This is a genomic window from Microvirga terrestris (assembly GCF_015694425.1).
GTDB classification, from domain to species: Bacteria; Pseudomonadota; Alphaproteobacteria; order Rhizobiales; family Beijerinckiaceae; genus Microvirga; species Microvirga terrestris.
In genome coordinates this window covers 519,603-539,939 of record NZ_JADQDN010000002.1, presented here as the reverse complement: position 1 = coordinate 539,939, position 20,337 = coordinate 519,603, and the positions used below count along the sequence as shown (strand labels likewise).

Below are 20,337 nucleotides of genomic sequence, written 5' to 3'. Positions count from 1 at the left end.
TGTCTCTGATCCCTCAGAGCATATAAAAAGGCACCGCTGGAATCCGCCGCGGTGCCTTTTGTTTTGATTGGACTGGGTGCCTTAAGCAGCAGCCTTCAGAGGAGTTTTGCGATCAGCCCGCAGTGACTTGAGGGCCTCGGTCCAGCGGAGGAGTTCGTCCAGCATCGTGGCGGCCGACGTCCTATAGATATCGACGGGCTTGAGCTTGCCGCTCTCGTCCAGGTTCTGGAACACCATCGGCATGGGCACGCCTTCCGGAATCGGCATCATCTTCAAGGTCGTGACGATCTGCTTCGCCACCTGGACCGACCGCAGGCCGCCGGAGATGCCGCCATAGCTCACGAAGCCGGCAGGCGCATAGTTCCATTCGCGCGACAGGTAGTTCAGCGCATTCACCAGCGCCGGCGGCGGAGCGTAGTTGTACTCGGGCGTGACGAACACGAAGGCATCGGCCGCCGACACGCTTTCAGCCCATGCCTTGGTGTGGGCATGGTGGTAATTCTGCTTCATCGGGTGCTCCGGCTCGTCGAAGAGCGGCAGGTTGAACTCTGCGAGATCCACCAGCACAGGTTCGAACTTGCCATGCTCAGCTGTGTATTCGCTGAACCATTGAGCAACGCTTGGGCCGACCCGGCCGGGGCGCGTGCTGGCGATGATGATGTGAAGCTTGGGCTTCATGGGGCGTCCTTCATTTGCATTCGGCGGCGGGAGCACTTAAGTTCCCTTTTGTTACCGAGGCTCATTAAGTAACTTCTGCGGCCTTTCGCAAGGAGGCACTTTTATGTCACCCAGTCACATCCATGTGCCCACCGATTGTCGGACCGTGACGGAGATCCTGTCCCGGGTCGGCGATAAGTGGAGCGTCCAAGTGGTGGTCCAGCTCGGCGACAGCCCCAAGAGATTCAATGAGTTGCGACGTCTTGTGAGCGGCATTTCCCAACGGATGCTCACCCTGACACTGCGTGGATTGGAACGTGACGGGCTCGTCACGCGTACTGTCTACCCCACCATTCCGCCTCGGGTGGATTACCAGCTCACAGGGCTGGGTTGCTCCCTGCTCAAGACTGTGCGGGGCTTGGGCGACTGGGCCATCCAGAACAGGGACGAGATTCTGAGGGCCCGTCGTCGCTTTGACGCGGCAGGTGACGAGCTCGATCGGCAACAATCCGATGCGGCTTGAGGGTTAAGCCGCGATCCTGCGTTCTAGGACTTCCCAAAGTGCACTGTCCCGGAAGGTTGCGATCGTTCCGTCGGCGCCGACTTTGCTGAGTTCCGCTGCGCTGAGTCCGGTGAGGACGCCGAAGGAGAACAATCCCGCCGCTTTCGCCGCTCTCATGCCCGAGGGGGAATCCTCGAAGGCGATGGCCTCTTCGGCCCGAATACCCAGACGCTCGACCGCCGTGAGGTAGGGCAGGGGATCGGGTTTGCCGCGCTCGACCTGATCGATGGTGACCTTGACCTCGAACCGGTTGGTGATGCCGAGAATATCGAGAACATGGGTCGCGTTCAGCAGCGGCGCATTGGTAACAAGGGCAAGTCTGATGCCACGGGCATCCGCCCAGTCAAACAATTCGAGCAGGCCCTCCAGGGGCTTGAGGTCGAGCGCGAGGCGCCTGAATGCGGCTTCTTTGCGCTCGGCATAGACTTCATGCTCCTCGACCGGCAGGTGGGGCAGGAGTGCCGCGAAGATCGACTCGTTGGTGTGGCCGATGATCGAGGTGCGATACAGATCCTCATCGATCACGACGCCCTGAGGGCCTAAAGTCTGGGCAAAAGCCTCCAGGTGGGTCGGGTCGCTATGCACCAGGGTGCCGTCCATATCGAAGATCAAGGCTTTAAGCATTGCGTCGTCTCTAGAATGGGTCAGAACTTCAGCAGGGACTAAAGCCCTGCGGCTCGGAATGCACCCCGTTGGAAATGTAACCCTGCTCTATAGATATTCTTGAGCCTGATAAACCCAATAAAGCACGCCCCCGCATATGATCCTTCATCCCTTCCTGTGTAACGACGAGATGTCCCGATGCGGGTAAAGGACAAGCTTAGGCTTCTCTACGAGGGCGACAGTCTGGAAGCTCATCGCTTCCGCTATGGGCTGCTTATCTTCGATATCTCGACGGTCGTCTTCATCGTCGCTTCCTCTTTCCTGCCGCACTCCCTCCTGGTGCAGATCATCGATGTCATCATTGGCCTTGTCGTCCTGGCTGACTTCTCGGCCCGTCTGGCGATCAGCCCGACGCCTTGGCGGGATCTTCTGCATCCAACAACCCTGGCCGATGTGGCGGCGATCGCGTCGTTTCTGGCGCCGGTGGTCGGCGAGGGCATAGGCTTCTTACGCATTCTCCGGACCCTGCGACTGCTGCATACCTATCAGCTTCTTGGACGCTTGCGCGCCGATAGCGTGTTCTTCCGCCGGAACGAGGAATTGATCATCGCGTCCGTCAACCTTGGCGTCTTCGTCTTCATCATGACCGGCTTCGTGTATGAGACGCAGCACAGAGCCAACGACAAGATCAACAACTACGTCGATGCGCTCTACTTCACGATGGCGGCGCTGACCACGACGGGGTTCGGCGATATTACGCTGACTGGAACCCTTGGCCATCTCATCTCTGTGGTCATCATGATCTTTGGCGTGACGCTGTTCCTGCGCCTCGTGCAGGTTCTGCTGAGGCCGAACAAGATCAAATACGCCTGTCCCGCGTGCGGGCTGCAGCGGCATGACAGGGATGCCGTTCACTGCAAGGCCTGCGGCACCATCCTCAACATACCCGACGAAGGTGCCGTCTGACTATTTCAAGCGTCGGGAATGATGGCCACGCCACGCTGATTTGAGAAGGAGATCGCAACCGGAGTGCCCGGAGCAATGGCCTCCTTGCGGCCGTATTGGACGACGAACAGGTTTCCGATCGGGCTTTCCACGTCGTATTCCACCTGCGTGCCGAGATAGGATGTCTTGCGCACGGTGCCGGCCAGGGCTCCTGCCTGTACGGCCTCGTCAAGGAAAATGGCATCGGGCCGGGCAGCCAGCTTCACGGGGCCTTGGCCGGCACCACGGTGAGGCAGCTGAAGGTTCAGGCCGCCGATCCTGACCTGGGCCATCGGTCCGGCAATGCTGGCGAGATCTCCGGTGATGATGTTGGCATCGCCGATGAAGTCGGCAACGAACAGGTTCGCCGGCTCCTCGTAGAGTTCGTGCGGTGTGCCGGTCTGGGCGATGCGGGCATTCGACATGACGATGATGTGGTCAGAGACCGCAAGCGCCTCTTCCTGGTCGTGCGTTACATACGCCACGGTGAGATTGAGGTTCTGCTGCAGCTCGCGGATATCCTCGCGGACGCGCCGCCGCAGCTTGGCGTCAAGGTTCGACAAGGGCTCATCGAAGAGCAGGACCTGCGGCTCCAGCACCAGGGCGCGGGCCACCGCCACACGCTGCTGCTGCCCGCCTGAGAGTTCCGACGGCGCACGCTTCTCGAGACCTTTCAGGCCGATGATCTCGAGCTTCTCCATTGCCATTGCGTAAGCGTCCTTCTTCGGGACGCCCTGTACACTCGGGCCATAGGCGACATTCTCCAGCACGGACATGTGCGGGAAGAGCGCATAGGACTGGAACACCATGCTCACATCGCGATCGGCGGCGGAGAGGTTGGTCACGTCACGGTCACCAATCAATATCTGGCCTTCGCTCGCCATCTCCAGCCCGGCAATCATGCGCAGGGTCGTGGTTTTGCCGCAGCCGGAGGGGCCAAGCAGGGTGACGAGCTGGCCGGGCTCAATGGTGAAGGACACGTTGTCCACGGCCGTGACGCTGCCATAGCGCTTCGTCACATTGCGGAATTCCACCGAAGCGGCCTGCTTCTTGGACGTGGGGGAGCGGGAGAGGGAGTGGACGGAGGACATTTTGTTCATGGGATCGCCTGCACGGCAATGGGGGAGGGGGCGCCGCTCGCACTGCGGCGCCCGAGGCGCCGCTCGCCGACCACGAGCTGGATCGCCACGATGGCAAGCAGCATGACCAGGATGAGAGCGGTGGAATAGGCAATGGCGAGGCCGAACTCGCCTGCCTCGACGCGGCCGACGATATAGGTCGTCGCCATGTTGTACTCGGCGGTGACGAGGAAGATCACGGCGCTCACGGCCGTCATGGCGCGTACGAAGGAATAGACCAGCGAGGCGACGATGGCCGGCCGCAGCAGCGGCAGCACCACGCGGCGCATCGTGGTAAATGAGCGGGCGCCCAGGGTTAGGGAAGCCTCGTCGAGACTCTTGTCGATCTGGCTCAAGGTCGCGATGCCCGAGCGCACGCCCACGGGCATGTTGCGGAACACGAAGCACATCACGAGGATGAAGCCAGTACCGGTGATCTCGATCGGCGGCACGTTGAAGGCGAGGATGTAGGACACACCCACCACGGTCCCGGGAATGGCGAAGCTGAGCAGCGTGCCGAACTCGAAGGAGCGTTGGCCGGAGAAGCGTTGGCGCGTGAGAAGATAGGCCGTGAGAAGGCCGATGGCGGCGGTCAGCGGCGCCGACAGCGCCGCTACCTTCACGGTGGCAAAGAACGAGTTCCAGGCCGAGCCGGAGAAATAGAGGCCCCAATCGGCACGCTCGACGCGGAAGGCCGTGATGAAATGCTCGAAGGTGGGCGTGTAGTCACGGCCCATGGAGCGCACGAACGCACCCACGATGATGATCGCATAGACGGCAACCGTGAACAGCGCCCAGGGGATGGCGGTGAAGTAGGAAGCCAGCGCGACCCGCCGCGGCAGCGGCAGCGGAATGCCTGAATCACCCTTGCCGGTCACCGTGGTGTAGACCTTCTTGCCGAGCCATGCATGCTGCAGCCAGAAGGCCCCGAGCGTGAATGCGAGCAGGATGATGGAAAGCACGGCGGCTCGGCCCTGATCCTGCTGCGCGCCCACGACCGCGAAGAAAATCTTCGTGGAGAGCACCTCGTAATTACCGGCAAGCACCAGCGGATTGCCGAAATCGGCCAAACTCTCGACGAAGCCGAGCAGGAACGCATTGGCGAGGCCCGGTCGCATAAGCGGCAGTGTGACGGTCCAGAAAGTCGTCCAGCTCTTGGCGCGCAGGGTCTGAGAGGCCTCTTCCAACGTCGGGCTGATTCCCTGGACGACGCCGATAAGCACGAGAAAGGCGATGGGCGTGAATGCCAGGAGCTGGGCGATCAGCACGCCGGGAAGACCGTAGATCCAGCGCGAGCGCGGCACGCCGAACCACTCCCATAGAACCGCAGAGAGGGCGCCGGAGCGGCCAAAGAGCAGGATCAGGGCAAGGCCGATGACGAAGGGCGGCGTGATGATGGGCAGGATGCTCATCACGCGCAGGAGCTTCTTGTAGCGGAATTCGGTGCGGGTCGCGATGAGCGCGAAGGCGAGGCCCAGAGCCGTGGTGCCGAAGGCGACGAGCAGTCCGAGGAACAGGGTGTTCCATGCCACGCCGCAGCGCAGGTCACTCGACAGGCAGTCGAGGCCCCAGATCGACTTGTCCATGAACTTGGCGACGAACTCGGATGGCGCGAAATTGCCGCTGTTGTCAGCGAAGGCGCTTGCCAGGATCGTGGTGACCGGGAAGAAGACGAAGACGATGATCAGCGCGATCACAACACCGATCGACGAGGTGACGAAGGTATCGCCACGGCACCAGCCGCGGGCCGCAAGGCCATGGCAGAGAACGATGAGGAATGAGGCGGACGTGAGCGCCGCGCCGTAACCCATGCCTGCCTGGTTCGGACCCGGTTCACCGAAGAGAGCTCTCAGGATGTCGAGCGTCCAGCCATTGAGGCCGATGGTAAAACCCTGCAGAACGATTAGGGCAAGGCCGAGAAGTCCCGACGCAACGAGCCACGTGCCGGGCCGAGCCGAGGATCGGGCGACCGGGATGAGGGCCATGCCGAGCGGCACGAGAATTGGCAGGAGCCACCAAGCTCCTCTCAGCCCATGAACGAGGCCGGAGCCGCTGATGAAGTAATCGGCCAGGGTCGGTGCCGCCGAACGGTCGAATCCGTACCAGGGCAGGAGGGCAAAGCCGACCCAGCTCAGAACGATCCAGCCAAGGGTTGCCCGTGACATCGTTGTATTCCCGCCTCATGGCCGGCGAAGAAACCGGCCTGCCATACAAAAAATAAAGCCTTCGGCGAGACGTGAGCCGCCCCGCCGAAGGCGATCCGGGCCGACTATTTCGGCAGGTTCTTCACCTCGTTGTCCCACTTGGACAGGAGGCGCTTACGCTCTGCCGAGGAGCCGTATTTCGCGAAGTCGAAGTTGATCAGCTTGATGTCGCTGAGCTTCGGAGATTGTGGCGGGATCGGCGTGCTCTTGTTCGAAGGAACCTGATAGGACTTGGCGTCTGCGCCGAGCTTCTGCGCATCTGCCGTCAGCGCCCAGTCGTAGAACTTCTTGGCGTTGTCCATGTTCTTGGCGCCTTTGATGAGCGACATGGAGCCGATCTCGTAGCCCGTGCCTTCGCAGGGAGCCACGACCTTCACCGGTGCCTTGTCGACCACCATCGTCACGATGTCGTGCATGAAGGCGATGCCGGCGGTCGTCTCGCCGAGCGCCATGGCCTTGGCGGGAGCCGCGCCAGACTTGGTGTACTGGTTCACGTTCTTGTGCAGGGCCTTGAGATACTCGAAGCCTTTGTCCTCGCCCATGATCTGAACGATCGTGGCAAGAAGCGTGTAGGCCGTGCCGGATGAGTTCGGGTCGGCGACTTGCACTTCGTCCTTGAACTCAGCCTTGAGCAGGTCCGCCCAGCATTTTGGCTCCGCGATATTGTTGGATTTAGCCAGATCGGTGTTGTAGCCGAAGCCAAGGGCGCCGGAATAGATCCCGACTGTGCGTTGCTTGGACTGCTCCCACTGGCGTACGGCCCAATCCTGCAACTCGCCCAGCTTGGGAGATTTATACTCCACGGTGAGGCCTTCTTCAGCCGCCTGCATATGGGGGTCGCCTGTGCCGCCCCACCAAATGTCGGCCCGGGGGTTGGCGGCTTCCGCCTTCACCTGGGCATAAACCTCGCCTGCGCTCTTGCGGGTCATGGAGACCTTGATGCCGGTCTCACGCTCGAACGCGGTGGTCATGGCGCGGCACCATTCTTCCTGCACGCCGCAATACATGACGAGTTCACCCTGGGCCTGAGCCTGGGCCGCTCCGGCAGACATAAAGGACAGGGCCGTCATGGTGCCTGCCAGCATGGTCGCCGCAGCGAAGGTCTTCTTAAGTTCCATTTATATCCTCCCGTGTTGTCATTTTTGATTGGCCGGCTAAGCTCCCCCCATTGCAGCGGCGGGTCAAGAGCCTTGCCGATCATTCAAATGTGAATCTTTAGAATAACATGACTGGCTCACGGCTCTTTCGAGATGCCGGTGGCAGCCATCAGGGCCGGCGCCAGTTCTGGCGTGCAGGCGAGAACCGAATTGCCCTTTCTCAGGCCATCCTTGGCCAGGAAGTTGTTGGTCCAGCCACCCGCTTCCTCGATGATCAGGAGACCGGCAAGGACGTCCCAGGAATTGATGTGGAGCTCGCAATAGGCATCGATGCGCCCATCGGCGACATAGGCCAAGCCGAGCGTGCCCGAGCCGGCGCGGCGCACATTGGCCCCGGCGGCCTTCAGCTTATCGACGGCGGCGATGTAGGGCTCGGGTGGCAGGCGGGACGACCAGCCTGCCTCCACGGTCGCCTGGTTCATGTCGGACAGGCCACTCACCCGGATCGGCTCACCGTTCAGGATGGCGCCGCGCCCGCGCTGGGCGGTGTAGAGCTCCGCATGCATCACGTCGTAGATCACGCCGATCTCGACGCGGCCGTCGCGCACGAACGCGATGGAGATGGCGAAATGTGGGATGCCGCGCGCGAAGTTTGCCGTGCCGTCGATGGGATCCACCACCCACACGTCGCGCTCGAACGAGCCGCCGCCTTCCTCGCCGAAGAATGAATCCTCCGGAAACAGGGTGCTCAAACGGGTGCGGATCAGCTCTTCCACCTCCGCATCCGTTGCCGTGAGAAAGTCCTGAGGGCCCTTGAAGTCAGGCCGTTGCGAGCGCGGACGCTCTAGAAAGCGCTTGCGCGCCAGCACGCCCGCTTCCCGCGCAATGGCGCAGGCGGCGGCAAATCTCACGTCCAGACCGTTGGTCGTCATCGGGGCAAGGTGTCCTTCTGGATCAAAAGCGGGGCCTTCATTGTTATGAGCCCATCATAGAGCTTTGAGAGGATAGAGAATCGTATGAGGTCGAAGGCAACAATGTCCTCATATCTTTTCGCCTTAGTCCTTTCTTAGCCGGCTCAAATCATCTACGTTACAATTTTACCCGATAGGAATCCTACTCTCGTCGAATGCCTCAGATCTCCAAAGACAAACTCAGCCAAGTTGCAGCGTTGCCCTTTCGCATCAGGGATGGAAGGGTCGAGGTGCTTCTCGTTACGTCACGCGAGACCAAGCGCTGGCTGATCCCCAAGGGCTGGCCCATGAAAGGCAAGAAGCCCCACAAGGCGGCCGCGCAGGAGGCGGAGGAGGAGGCGGGCGTCAAGGGCGAGATCAAGAACAAGCCCCTTGGCTCCTACGATTACTGGAAGCGCCGGGCCGCGCATTTCGACCTATGCCAGGTCAATGTCTACCCGCTCGAGGTGTCCAAACAGCTCAAGTCCTGGCGCGAGAAGGGCCAGCGTCAGGCGCAATGGTTCGACGTCGAGGAGGCGGCCCACCAAGTGCTGGAGCCGGCGCTTGCCGACCTCATCCGATCCCTGCCGGAGCACGTCCAGCTTCTCGCCGCGGCGGAGTGACAAGCAGTTTTTGAAGTCCTTTAGGGAACGCAAAGCCCACCAAGAAGTCTTTCCAGTAACGAGAGCAGTCAAGCGGTGAAGCTTGGCCATTTTCCAGCTAGTGATGGAGACTTCGATGAAGGCGCTTGTTTGGCATGGCACCACCGATATCCGCTGCGATTCGGTTCCCGATCCCCAGATCGAGCATCCGCGCGACGCGATCATCAAGGTGACGAGCTGCGCCATCTGCGGCTCGGATCTCCATCTCTACGACCATTTCATGCCCGGCATGAAGTCCGGCGACATCATGGGCCACGAGACCATGGGCGAGGTGGTCGAGGTCGGGGCGGAATCGAAGGGCAAGCTGAAGGTCGGCGACCGGGTGGTGATTCCGTTCACCATTATCTGCGGCGAGTGCGACCAGTGCAAGCGCGGCAACTTCTCGGTCTGCGAGCGGACGAACCGGAACGGCCATATCGCCGCCAAGGCCTTCGGACACACCACGGCGGGGCTGTTCGGCTACACGCATCTGACCGGCGGCTATCCTGGCGGGCAGGCTGAATATCTGCGCGTTCCCTTTGCCGATGCCACGCATATCAAAGTGCCGAACGGCATTCCTGACGAAAAGCTGCTGTTCCTCAGCGACATTTTCCCGACCGGTTGGCAGGCCGCGGTGCAATGTGACATCGAGCCGACCGACACGGTGGCAATCTGGGGTGCCGGCCCTGTCGGCCAGATGGCCATCCGCAGTGCCATCCTGCTCGGTGCGAAGCAGGTGATCGCCATCGACCGCGTTCCCGAACGTCTCGACATGGCAAGGGCCGGCGGCGCCATCACCATCAACTTCGACGAAGAGAGCGTGATCGAGCGGCTCAACGAACTCACCAACGGCAAGGGGCCTGAGAAGTGCATCGACGCCGTCGGCATGGAGGCTCATGCGGCCGGCACGGTCGATGCCATGTATGATCGCGTTAAGCAGGCAACCATGATGGAGACGGACCGTCCGCATGTCTTGCGCGAGATGGCTTATGTCTGCCGCCCGGCTGGAACGCTTTCGATTCCCGGTGTCTATGGCGGCCTTCTCGACAAGATCCCGTTCGGTGCGATCATGAACAAGGGTCTCACTATCCGGACCGGTCAGACGCACGTCAATCGCTGGACCGACGATCTCCTGCGCCGCATCGAGGAGGGGCAGATCGACCCGTCCTTCGTCATTACTCACACGGTGGGGCTCAATGAGGGTCCCGACATGTATAAGATATTCCGCGACAAGCAGGACGGCTGCATCAAGGTCGTTCTCAAACCCTGATAGGTGAGATCATGCGCTACGAAACCGAAAGAACACGCCGTCGCGGCCATGCCGACACCGCCACCGACACACTCGCCCGAGGTCTTGGAATCTTCTCCATCGCCCTGGGCATCGCCGAGATTGCGGCCCCGCGTGCCTTGGCGCGGGCGCTCGGCATGAAGGGGCAGGAAGGTTTGATCGCAGGCTACGGCGTGCGCGAGATCGCGACCGGCATCGGCATCCTGGCCTCGAAGGATCCGACGCCATGGATCTGGGGACGCGTGGCAGGCGACGGGCTGGATTTGGCAACACTCGCAACGGCGCTCGAGGGCAGGAACCCGAAAAAGGGCAATGTCGGGATCGCCATGGCGGCCGTGGCCGGCATGACGGCGCTCGACGTGTACTGCGCTCAGACGCTTAGCCGCGAGACCCCGCACCCGCTGCCGCCGATGCAGGATTATTCCGATCGCACGGGATATCCAGGTGGGATCGAGCAGAGCCACGGCGCAGCGCGGGATTTCGAGGTGCCACGGGATTTCCGCGCGCCCGAAGCCATGAGGCCCTACACCCAGCCGCAGACGCCGCAGCGGCCAATGCCATCCATGTAATCTAAGGCATGGCAAGGCCACAGGTTTTCACCATCGGGTACGAGGGAGCGGACGTAGACCGCTTCCTCACCACCTTGAAGGATGCAAGCGTCGCGACGCTTGCCGACGTGCGTGCCGTCGCGCTCTCCCGCAAGCGCGGCTTCTCGAAATCCGCCCTGCGCGATGCCCTGTCCCACCAGGGCATCGGCTATGAGCACTTCATCAAGCTCGGGACCCCTAAAGAGGGTCGCCAGGCAGCCCGCGCCGGCGACGGCGATCTAATGCGCCGGATCTATTGCGACGAGGTTCTCGCGACCGAGCCAGCTCAGGCCGCTTTCCGCGATCTGGAAGCGCTGGCCAGCGCCCGGCCCATCTGTCTCCTGTGCTTCGAACGGGATCCCGCCAACTGCCATCGTACCGTGCTGGCGCAACGATTGGCCGAACGCGGCTTTGAGACGGTGGATCTCATGGTTGTCTGACGCTACAAGGCAGGAAAGCGCAGGAGAGCGGGGCAATCATGAACGCAATCGTCACGGCCGTGAGCCGCAGCTCCAGTCACAGCTTCAGCAAGCCTACCCAGGATTCCGTTCGCCTGCTGGCCGGACTCGGGATCGAAGGCGACGCTCATCTCGGCACCACGGTCAAGCACCGTTCGCGGGTGGCCAAGGATCCCAATCAGCCGAACCTGCGGCAGGTTCATCTCATTCATTCGGAGCTTTTCGACGAACTCGCGGGCAAAGGCTTTGCCGTTGCGGCTGGCGAGATGGGCGAGAACGTCACGACCCGCGGCATCGATCTTTTGAGCCTGCCCGCTGGAGCGCGCCTGTATCTTGGCGAGAGCGCCGTCATCGAGGTGACAGGCCTGCGCAACCCTTGCGTCCAGATCGACCGGTTCCAGAAAGGACTCATGAAAGCGGTGCTGGGCAAGGGCGAGCAGGGCAAGGTCATCCGCAAGTCCGGCATCATGGGCATAGTGCTTGAGGGGGGAGAGATCCGGCCTGGCGATGCCATTCGGGTAGAGTTGCCGCCTCAGCCGCACCGGCCACTCGGGGTCGTGTAAATCCCTTATAGAACGGTGAAACAAAAGTGCGGTTGCCAAGTTGAACGAACTGCACTACTTTGCATTCAGGCTTTTATTCCAGAGAGGGAGGACTGCATGGCTTTTGTGTGCTTGCTGAACGTTCCTCCCGCGTCCCGCCCGAAATCCTAGGCTGGACTAGGCGGGGCTCCAAGGCCCGGCAAACCTTATCGAATTCTCAATATCCATGACCTTCGAGCGACGTCGAACGCGGTAAGCCGCCGTTCCTGCTGTCGCTCCTCAAAATTCCGGGAGAGGTGCGCGCTCTTAAGCGTCACCTGTTCGTTGCTATGAACCAGCAGAAGAAGGGCGGGGATGCGACCCGCGACGTCTTACAATTCACGTTCCGCCATTGGCGCGAAGAGCCACGCTATGTGGTGCTGATAGTCGCCACCATGATGGTCTCGACGCTCGCCGACGTGTTCATGCCGGTCTTTGCTGGCCAGCTCGTCGATGCCATTGCTGCGGGCGGTGACAACCGCGAGGCTGCCTTGCATTCAGCTCTCATGGCGTTCGCGTTCATGACGGGGCTCGGCCTGCTCATGATCGTCATGCGCCATCTCGCGTTCTACGGCATCGTGGAGCTGACGCTGCGGGTCATGGGCCGCGTGGCGCAGGATGCCTTCGCGCGCGTGCAGCGCTTCTCCACGGACTGGCACGCCAATTCCTTCGCCGGGTCGACGGTGCGCAAGATCACCCGTGGCATGTGGGCGCTCGACCTGATGCATGACACGCTGCTGCTGGCCCTGCTGCCCTCGCTCACTGTGCTTGCGGGCTCGATGATCGTGCTGGGGCTGCGCTGGCCTGTTATGGGGCTCGTCATCGGTGCGAGCGCGCTGATCTACATCGTCATGACGGCTCTGCTCTCGACCCGCTATGTCGCTCCGGCGGCGCGGCTTGCCAATGCCTGGGACACGCGCGTCGGCGGCACCCTGGCCGACGCCTTGAGCTGCAACGCCGTGGTGAAGGCCTTCGGCGCGGAAACACGCGAGGATACGCGTCTCACCTGGGTGCTGTACAAGTGGCAGAAGCGCACGAGCCGCCTCTGGCAGCGCGGAACCAACAGCGGCACGGTGCAGTTCATCGCGCTGCTCGGCATCCGTGCGGCCATCATCGGCACGGCGATCTGGCTGTGGTGGGATAACCGTGCGACGCCGGGCGATCTCGCCTATGTGCTCACGACCTATTTCGTGATCCATGGCTATCTGCGCGACATCGGCATGCACATCAACAACCTGCGCCGCTCCGTGAACGATATGGAGGAACTCATCGAGATCCACCGAGAGCGCATCGGCGTGCCGGATCGTCCCGGCGCAAAGCTCATCCGCATCGACCGCGGTGAGGTCACGTTCGACCGCGTGACCTTCCATTATGCCGGACATGACACGCCGCTCTACAGGAATCTGTCGCTCACCGTCCGTGCCGGCGAGCGGGTGGGTCTCGTGGGGCCGTCCGGATCGGGCAAGACGACCCTCGTCAAGCTGATCCAGCGGCTCTACGACGTGACGGGCGGTGAGATCCGCATCGACGGCCAGAGCATCGCCGAGGCACAGCAGGCGTCACTGCGTTCGCAGATCGCTATCGTGCAACAGGAGCCGATCCTGTTCCACCGCACGTTGGCCGAGAACATCGCCTATGCGCGGCCTGGAGTTCGCATGGCGGAGATAGAGCGTGCGGCACGGCTCGCCAATGCGCATGAGTTCATCATGAGCCTGCCGAAGGGCTATTCCACGCTGGTGGGGGAGCGTGGGGTGAAGCTCTCGGGCGGCGAGCGCCAGCGTGTAGCCATTGCCCGTGCCTTCCTGGCCGATGCGCCGATCCTGATCCTGGACGAGGCCACGTCCGCCCTCGACTCGGAATCGGAGGTGTTGATCCAGCAAGCCATGGAACGGCTCATGGTGGGGCGCACTTCCATCGTGATCGCGCACCGCCTCTCGACGGTGCGCGCCCTCGACCGCATCCTTGTGTTCGACAAGGGCCGGATCGTGGAGGAGGGGAATCACCACAGCCTTTACCGCAAGGGTGGTCTCTACCGCCGCCTCTGCGACCACCAGGGGCTGGACTTTGCCAAGGCTCACCGGCCCGACATGGCAGCCGAATAGGCCGGCCTGGACAAGAAAGCCTCAGACTCATAAGGAAAACCGCATGTTCGAAGTCAAAGATATCCCCATCTCCGACAGCAAGCGGGACTTCTATGCCTCGCTTGCCCAGCAACTCACCGGCCTTCTGGAAGGCGAGCAGGACATGATCGCCAACACGGCCAACATGTCCGCGCTGATCTATCAGTTCCTGCCGGATCTCAACTGGGCCGGGTTCTACTTCATGCGTGAGGGCGAGCTCGTGCTTGGTCCCTTCCAGGGCAAGACGGCCTGCGTGCGCATCGCGGTCGGGCGCGGGGTCTGCGGCACGGCGGTGGAGCGCAAGGAATCCATCGTAGTGCCGGACGTTCATGCCTTTCCGGGGCATATCGCTTGCGACAGCGCCTCCCGGTCGGAACTGGTCGTACCGCTTATCAAGGATGGACGCGTTCTCGGCGTGCTCGATCTCGACAGCCCCAACCCGAACCGTTTCGACGATGAGGACCGCGAGGGTTGCGAGAGGATGGTGCAGATCCTCATCGCGGCCACCGATATGACGCTCTAAGCGAGTCCCGCATGTCGTCCGCCTATATCGACACTTACTACAGTCGGACCGTCGCCACGTCGGAGACCTATCCGGCCGCGACTGGCCGGATTCAGGCGGATGTCTGCGTTGTTGGTGGCGGGCTCGCAGGGTTGACCGCAGCGTTGAAGCTCGCCCGAAGCGGGCGCAAGGTCGTGCTGCTCGAAGGGCAGCGTGTGGCGTGGGGTGCCTCGGGGCGCAACGGCGGCTTCGTCTCGGCGGGTTATGCCACGGGGCTGTCATCGATTGAGCGGCGGGTGGGAAAAGACCAAGCGAAAGAGCTCTTTCGCCTGTCGATGGAAGGCGTCGAAATCATCCGGCGCAATATCGACGATCTCGACACTGAGGATGTCATGCCGGTTCCCGGCATTGCAAAGGCGTTGCGCTACGACTCACGGGGTGCCCTGCAGGCTGGGTGCGAGGCCCAGCGGCGCGCGTTCGGGTTGAACCTGCGCTACCTGCCCCGTGATGAGGTGAGAAGCCTCTTCGTCTCGCCTAAATACCATGAAGCCATTCTTGACGAGAGTGCGTTTCATTTCCATCCCCTGAACTACGGGCGTGCGCTCGCCCGCGAAGCAGGTCGCCTGGGCGCTTCAATTCATGAGAACTCCCCTGTCATCTCCGCCGATTTGGACGGTGCTCAAAAGACCGTTCGAACGAAGAATGCCGAGATTGCGGCCGAGCATGTGGTGTTCACGACAGGCGGATATACGGGCGCCGTGCTGCCCGCACTAAAACGCGCCTTCCTGCCGATTGCCACTTACGTCCTGCTGACGGAGGACGCGCCTGAACTGGTGCAGAGCGCGATCCGCACACGCGCTGCGATCCTCGACGACCGCCGGGCCGGAGATTACTACCGCCTCGTTGATGATGGTAGCCGCATCCTCTGGGGCGGGCGCATTACCACGCGCACGACGGATCCACGCGATATCGCGACCCTGCTGCGGCGCGAAATGGTAACGACCTACCCGCAACTTGCCGCCCTGAAGGTCGAGATCGCCTGGTCGGGGCTCATGGCCTACGCCCGGCATCTGATGCCTCAGATCGGACAGCTGAGGCCGGGTGTCTGGTACTGTACGGCGTTCGGTGGCCACGGGATAAACACCACCGCCATCGGCGGCACGGTGATTGCGCAAGGCATAACAGGCGAGAGTGACCGCTATCGCCTCTTTGCGCCTTTCGGTCTTGTGTGGAATGGGGGAATTCTGGGGCGGGCCGCGGCTCAACTCACCTACTGGAGCTATCAGGCCACTGACGTGGCCAAGGAGTTCCGCTCCCGCTGAAGCAACGAAAGCCAGGCAGCCTCACATCTTGGCCGCAGAAGCGACAACCCAAAGGCAGCTAATGCTGAAGGCGAGCCCGATCAGGTTCATCAGATAGGCCAATGCGTCATTGGCCGGATGGCGTTTTCCTAAGCGATCCATCGCGCTTCCCCAACAGCCGCAAGATGTTTCACTGGGGAATATGCCCAAGCTTGAGGCTTGTCCAGATGGTTAACAGGGAGTTTTTGTGCATCTGGCCTCAGCCTATTGGCTGAGGCCTATGACAATCCTACAGTCGGCATGATACTTTGTATCGTGAGCAGATCAGAGGTAGAAGTCACCTTTGGAGAGCGATAGAAGTCCGATGACGCGAATGCCGAAGTCGGCAATCGCGTCACCATTCGTATCGCCCGATGCAATGCCATCGGCAAAGCGCAGTTCTCCGGCTTTACCGTGAAAGGCGTTATGGCCGATGAAATTGAACGCCTGATTGCCTGCAATTTTCGTATTGGCATCGATGCCGCGCAGATCGATGTGGTCGGAGCTACGGCGGAAATCCTTGATCGTGTCGGCCGAGGACATCCGCGAGTGAGCGGACGAGGAGAAGACGAATACATCCGCGCCGCTCCCGCCGGTCAGCATGTCCTTTCCGCTTTCTCCATAAAGCTTGTCGCTGCCTGTGCCGCCATCCAGAACGTCATTGCTGCTTCGGCCATAGAGTGTGTCGCTGCCGGCGCCGCCCTTGATCTGGTTGGCCGATCCACTGCCACGGAGAGTGTCGCTGTAGGAACTGCCGGTGACCCACTCGATGCTGGAATACGAGTCGCCGGCAGCATCGCCGCGATTGTTGGACTTCGTTACGAGGTCCGCCACTACGCCGGTTTTCGCCGTGCTATAGCTGACCGTATCCGCGCCGGCTCCTCCGCTCAGCGCGTCACTCCCGCTGCCGCCAATCAGCACGTCGTTGCCGTTCAAGCCGTAAAGTCTATCGTTGCCACCATTGCCGCGCAGGGCGTTGCCGGCAATGTTGCCCTTGATGATGTCGTTGGCGGAGCCGCCATAGGCATTCTCGATCAAGGGCCGGGTGTCGCCCTGATACAGAAGCGCATTGGCGATGTTGCCGGCGGCGAGCTTGGATCCATCCCAGTGGAGTTTGGCGCGCTGCTCCTGCGAGGTGGTGGTCCACGCGCCGGGCTGCAGGTCGATTGTCAAAGCCGTCGTGTAATTGGCGAAGTTGTACGTGTCTGTGCCGCCGCCATCCCAAATGGTGAGAAAAATCTGGTTACCGCCGGGCGCTCCCTGGCCAACGCCGTTGACGAACATCTCGCCGGTGGTCGGGCTCCATGAATACGTCGTGCTGCCGCTGTTCGTCTGATAATTCGCGCCGTAGATATGCTGGAGAGCGGCGATGTCGTACATCATCAGCGACTGCGCATAGCCCCAGGTCTCGTTCATGTAGCCCGTGCTGGCCGAGGCACCGGAATACGAGCGGTAGCTCATGACAGTATACTCGATGCTGTCACGATCGAGCGGCATGTTGCGCTCATGCGCATGCTCAAGCCCAAGAGCATGCCCGATCTCATGCATGATGGTGAGATAAGCGTAGTTGCCCTTGGCGGGGCTTGCGTAGTTACGGCTGGAATTGTTGACCCAGACATCGCCGCCGGTTGCGTCAGTCGTCGGGAAGTACGCCCAAGCGGTTCCCGGCACATCCGATTGTGCGAAGCGCAGATCGGCTGACGATGCGCTCGCCTCAGGTACCTCCTGGAATGTCAGGTTGCTGACGGATGAGAACAGCTTCAGGGCCGAACGCGTAATGGCCTGCTGCGTGCCGTTGAAGGAGCCAAAGCCCTTGGCTGCCTCGCCGTCTCCATAGACATTGCCATAGGCACCGGCAGTGGAGGGGAAGCTGTATGTCAGATCGCTTGGCACCCATTTCAGGTTGCCCAGGATGGGATCGATGTAAGCATTACCAGTGGAGCTATAGGCCTCGACAGCAGGCATTTTTCAGATGACTCTAAGAATAGAATAAGAGATGCGATGTCTCGCGCTTGAGCTGATGCGAAATGCAAGCCGAGATGCCCTATGAAGAATGACTTAAGCTTCAGAGAGATCACGCGATTGCTGCACTACGATGTGCAATACGAAGCGCTACAGTAGATTTTTGTATGTCATTGAATTTTGCCCCACAGCGAGACTGTTATGTTTGATTTGTCTCGTCACAATCGATAACGTTGGGTAAGTTATTAAAAGATTAGCGGCAGGACTAAAAGCAGATTGGCTTGAAATTCATCTCAATAGACAATGTGCCGCATGGCTGACCTTTGCAGCCTAATACGCGCTACAACGAAAGCTGCTCAAAAGCAGAGGTTCAGGTGAAGGAGTGACTTAGGAGATGATGTCTTAGCTGGGCATGTCTATTCATCGGCTTGACCCATCAATCTTCTTAGGTCGGAAGTCCCTGGTTACGCTGTGGGGAAAGCGGCGCCTCTGAATTTGCCTTCATGCGAAGCCGAGTCTGGATGATCGCCTTGGCGCGCTCTGCATCGTCTAAGCTGCCCCGTTTCGTGAGCGTCTCCTGGGTCAGGAGTCGAATGTCCTCAAGCCGCCATTCTTCGCTCAGCCACGATCTGCCGATGATTTTGAGAATCGTCTCGAGAGTCGCATATAGATCCGCGATCTCAGGCGCTATGGCCGAGTCTTTCATAACCCTCATCCCCCTTATCCAAGCCAGAGGTTCTCCTCCGGTCATGTTCTTCACGAGGGCTGCGTCCCAATGGCGAAAGCCTCTCCCGATGCAGGATTATTGCAAGGCTTTGCGGAGAAAGACAACTGCACCTTTGGACAGGACGTGTTGGCACGATCTCGGCCGGACGAGCATTCAGGTGCAGGAAAAGGCATATCTCGCCGCCGTGACTTCGAACTCTTGAGCCACATGGCGGGTGATGGTGCTGCCAGAGAGGATCGAACTCTCGACCTCTCCCTTACCAAGGGAGTGCTCTACCACTGAGCTACGGCAGCGCGCCAACGGGGAGGGCCGCTTACTGCCACAGGGCTGCCCTCCATGCAAGCTTGAAAATGATCTTTATTCCGCAGCCTGCACTTTCGACTCCAGGGGGAGCCCGAGCGCGGTCCAGACCTCGACTAGGGCCGCGGCCAGGGCGTCGATATGGGCGTTGGTGTGGGAGGGACCGGGCGTGATGCGCAGCCGTTCCGTGCCTCGGGGCACGGTGGGGTAGTTGATCGGCTGGATGTAGATGCCGTGCTTCTCCAGTAGCCGGTCGGAGGCCGCCTTGCAGGCCTCTGCATCGCCCACCATCACCGGCACGATATGCGTGGGCGTGTCGATGACCGGCAGGCCGACGCTGCTCAAGACCGCCTTCGTGCGGGCGGCCTGGCGCTGCTGCTGCTGGCGCTCGCTGGAGGAAGCCTTGAGGTGCCGGATCGACGCCATGGCGGCGGCGGCGACCGCCGGGGGCAGGGCCGTGCTGAAGATGAAGCCCGGGGCGAAGCTGCGAATGGCGTCCATCACCGCCTTGGTGCCGGTGAGATACCCGCCCATGACGCCGAAGGCCTTGGCCATCGTGCCCTCGATCACGTCGATCCGGTGCATGGCGCCCTCGCGCTCGGCAATGCCGCCGCCGCGGGGACCGTACATGCCCACCGCATGAACCTCGTCGATATAGGTCATGGCGCCGTAGCGCTCGGCGAGATCGCAGATGGCATGGATCGGGGAGATGTCGCCGTCCATGGAATAGACGCTCTCGAACACGATCAGCTTGGGCCTGTCGCCGGCGGCTTGGAGCAGTTCCTCCAGGTGTTCGAGATCGTTGTGGCGGAAGACCGCCTTATCGCATCCGGACTGGCGCACGCCCTCGATCATGGAGTTGTGGTTGAGCGCATCCGACAGGATCAGGCAGTTCGGGATCAGCTTGGCCAGGGTGGAGATGCCCGTCTGGTTCGACACATAGCCCGAGGTGAAGACCAGGGCGGCTTCCTTGCTGTGCAGGTCGGCCAGCTCCGCCTCCAGCTCGACGATGGGGTGGCTGTTGCCCGAGATGTTGCGCGTGCCGCCGGCCCCGGTGCCGAGGCGCCAGGCCGTCTCCACCATGGCGCGGGTCACGTCCCGGTTCTGGCCCATCCCGAGATAATCGTTGGAGCACCAGACCGTGATGGGGCGCGGCCCCTCCGGGGAGTGCCAAAGCGCCTGGGGGTAACGCCCGGCCAGGCGCTCGATCTCGGCAAAGACGCGGTAACGCCGCTCCGCCTGGAGGCGATCGAGGGCTGACGTGAAGAAGTTTTGATAATCCATCATCTCACCGGGTGGGCAATGCAAACTGCCCGGGGATACTGATCCCATTATGTCAGATCACATTGATCCGGGTCAAAGTCCGCAAACGTGATATTGCGGTTGAGGGCCGCGTGCGAAGCCTTTATTGGGTAAAGGCGACGATGGGTCGCGTGAACCATGACTGACGTGAAATCGCAACAGAAGGCTGACCGGCTCAAGGCCGCCTTGAAGGAAAACCTCAAGCGGCGCAAGGCGCAGGCCCGCGGGCGGCAGGCCGCTAACGGGCCCGGAAACGAAAGCGGCAGCTTGAGCGTTGCAGCAGAGCGCGACAAGCCGTCCGACTAGCTTTGAGAGCTCGAGGCGCGCATAGCGCATGGCTGACTGAACAATTTA

Annotated in this window: 20 protein-coding genes and 1 tRNA gene; 11 read left to right on the top strand and 10 right to left on the bottom strand. The window is 61.3% G+C overall.

What is annotated here, in order from left to right:
- Window positions 1-81 precede the first annotated feature (81 nt).
- Window positions 82-678 (bottom strand): NADPH-dependent FMN reductase, encoded by a 597-nt coding sequence (locus tag I2H36_RS06740; protein WP_196263084.1) that lies wholly within the window; start codon window positions 676-678, stop codon window positions 82-84.
- A gap of 103 nt (window positions 679-781) precedes the next feature.
- Here I2H36_RS06740 and I2H36_RS06735 point away from each other — a divergent pair, with 103 nt between their 5' ends.
- Window positions 782-1,180 carry a winged helix-turn-helix transcriptional regulator gene (locus I2H36_RS06735; RefSeq protein WP_196263083.1) on the top strand — a complete coding sequence of 133 codons (399 nt, stop codon included), beginning with the start codon at window positions 782-784 and terminating at the stop codon, window positions 1,178-1,180.
- 3 nt (window positions 1,181-1,183) lie between these two features.
- Here the strand turns inward: I2H36_RS06735 and I2H36_RS06730 are convergent, their stop codons facing one another.
- Window positions 1,184-1,843 carry an HAD family hydrolase gene (locus I2H36_RS06730; RefSeq protein WP_196263082.1) on the bottom strand — a complete coding sequence of 220 codons (660 nt, stop codon included), beginning with the start codon at window positions 1,841-1,843 and terminating at the stop codon, window positions 1,184-1,186.
- 177 nt (window positions 1,844-2,020) lie between these two features.
- On the opposite strand from I2H36_RS06730, the gene I2H36_RS06725 reads away from it, so the two are divergent.
- Window positions 2,021-2,788, top strand: coding sequence for a potassium channel family protein (locus I2H36_RS06725; protein WP_196263081.1), 768 nt, complete (start codon window positions 2,021-2,023; stop codon window positions 2,786-2,788).
- A gap of 5 nt (window positions 2,789-2,793) precedes the next feature.
- Here the strand turns inward: I2H36_RS06725 and I2H36_RS06720 are convergent, their stop codons facing one another.
- The 4 genes from I2H36_RS06720 to I2H36_RS06705 form a co-directional block, all read right to left on the bottom strand.
- Window positions 2,794-3,897 (bottom strand): ABC transporter ATP-binding protein, encoded by a 1,104-nt coding sequence (locus I2H36_RS06720; protein ID WP_196263179.1) that lies wholly within the window; start codon window positions 3,895-3,897, stop codon window positions 2,794-2,796.
- Between the two features lie 5 nt (window positions 3,898-3,902).
- Window positions 3,903-6,089 (bottom strand): ABC transporter permease, encoded by a 2,187-nt coding sequence (locus I2H36_RS06715; protein ID WP_196263080.1) that lies wholly within the window; start codon window positions 6,087-6,089, stop codon window positions 3,903-3,905.
- A gap of 104 nt (window positions 6,090-6,193) precedes the next feature.
- The gene (locus tag I2H36_RS06710; RefSeq protein ID WP_196263079.1) at window positions 6,194-7,246 is read right to left on the bottom strand and encodes an ABC transporter substrate-binding protein; all 1,053 of its coding nucleotides are present in this window, start codon (window positions 7,244-7,246) and stop codon (window positions 6,194-6,196) included.
- Window positions 7,247-7,362: 116 nt separating this feature from the next.
- Complete coding sequence (locus tag I2H36_RS06705) at window positions 7,363-8,157, bottom strand: inositol monophosphatase family protein (protein WP_196263078.1); 795 nt, start codon at window positions 8,155-8,157, stop codon at window positions 7,363-7,365.
- Between the two features lie 269 nt (window positions 8,158-8,426).
- On the opposite strand from I2H36_RS06705, the gene I2H36_RS06700 reads away from it, so the two are divergent.
- From I2H36_RS06700 to I2H36_RS06665, 8 genes are all read left to right on the top strand, one after another.
- Window positions 8,427-8,798 carry an NUDIX hydrolase gene (locus I2H36_RS06700; RefSeq protein WP_343234407.1) on the top strand — a complete coding sequence of 124 codons (372 nt, stop codon included), beginning with the start codon at window positions 8,427-8,429 and terminating at the stop codon, window positions 8,796-8,798.
- Window positions 8,799-8,913: 115 nt separating this feature from the next.
- Window positions 8,914-10,086 carry a zinc-dependent alcohol dehydrogenase gene (locus tag I2H36_RS06695; RefSeq protein ID WP_196263076.1) on the top strand — a complete coding sequence of 391 codons (1,173 nt, stop codon included), beginning with the start codon at window positions 8,914-8,916 and terminating at the stop codon, window positions 10,084-10,086.
- Between the two features lie 11 nt (window positions 10,087-10,097).
- The gene (locus I2H36_RS06690) at window positions 10,098-10,673 is read left to right on the top strand and encodes a cyclase dehydrase (RefSeq protein ID WP_196263075.1); all 576 of its coding nucleotides are present in this window, start codon (window positions 10,098-10,100) and stop codon (window positions 10,671-10,673) included.
- Window positions 10,674-10,681: 8 nt separating this feature from the next.
- A complete protein-coding gene (locus tag I2H36_RS06685) occupies window positions 10,682-11,131 on the top strand; it encodes a DUF488 domain-containing protein (protein ID WP_196263074.1) in 450 nt (149 codons plus the stop codon).
- Between the two features lie 38 nt (window positions 11,132-11,169).
- Window positions 11,170-11,712, top strand: coding sequence for an MOSC domain-containing protein (locus I2H36_RS06680; RefSeq protein ID WP_196263073.1), 543 nt, complete (start codon window positions 11,170-11,172; stop codon window positions 11,710-11,712).
- A gap of 308 nt (window positions 11,713-12,020) precedes the next feature.
- Complete coding sequence (locus I2H36_RS06675; RefSeq protein ID WP_196263178.1) at window positions 12,021-13,832, top strand: ABC transporter ATP-binding protein; 1,812 nt, start codon at window positions 12,021-12,023, stop codon at window positions 13,830-13,832.
- A gap of 43 nt (window positions 13,833-13,875) precedes the next feature.
- Window positions 13,876-14,373 (top strand): GAF domain-containing protein, encoded by a 498-nt coding sequence (locus I2H36_RS06670; RefSeq protein ID WP_196263072.1) that lies wholly within the window; start codon window positions 13,876-13,878, stop codon window positions 14,371-14,373.
- A gap of 11 nt (window positions 14,374-14,384) precedes the next feature.
- Window positions 14,385-15,674 (top strand): NAD(P)/FAD-dependent oxidoreductase, encoded by a 1,290-nt coding sequence (locus I2H36_RS06665; RefSeq protein ID WP_196263071.1) that lies wholly within the window; start codon window positions 14,385-14,387, stop codon window positions 15,672-15,674.
- Window positions 15,675-15,977: 303 nt separating this feature from the next.
- Here I2H36_RS06665 and I2H36_RS06660 read toward each other — a convergent pair whose 3' ends face one another.
- From I2H36_RS06660 to hemA, 4 genes are all read right to left on the bottom strand, one after another.
- Entirely contained in the window at window positions 15,978-17,657 is a 1,680-nt protein-coding gene (locus I2H36_RS06660) for a M10 family metallopeptidase (protein WP_196263070.1), read from the bottom strand.
- Between the two features lie 442 nt (window positions 17,658-18,099).
- Entirely contained in the window at window positions 18,100-18,414 is a 315-nt protein-coding gene (locus tag I2H36_RS06655; protein WP_196263069.1) for a hypothetical protein, read from the bottom strand.
- Window positions 18,415-18,599: 185 nt separating this feature from the next.
- Window positions 18,600-18,674 (bottom strand) — tRNA-Thr (locus I2H36_RS06650).
- Between the two features lie 64 nt (window positions 18,675-18,738).
- Window positions 18,739-19,965, bottom strand: a complete 1,227-nt coding sequence (hemA, locus tag I2H36_RS06645) for a 5-aminolevulinate synthase (RefSeq protein WP_196263177.1) — start codon at window positions 19,963-19,965, stop codon at window positions 18,739-18,741.
- Between the two features lie 156 nt (window positions 19,966-20,121).
- Here hemA and I2H36_RS06640 point away from each other — a divergent pair, with 156 nt between their 5' ends.
- Window positions 20,122-20,289 carry a hypothetical protein gene (locus tag I2H36_RS06640; RefSeq protein WP_196263068.1) on the top strand — a complete coding sequence of 56 codons (168 nt, stop codon included), beginning with the start codon at window positions 20,122-20,124 and terminating at the stop codon, window positions 20,287-20,289.
- Window positions 20,290-20,337: the final 48 nt, after the last annotated feature.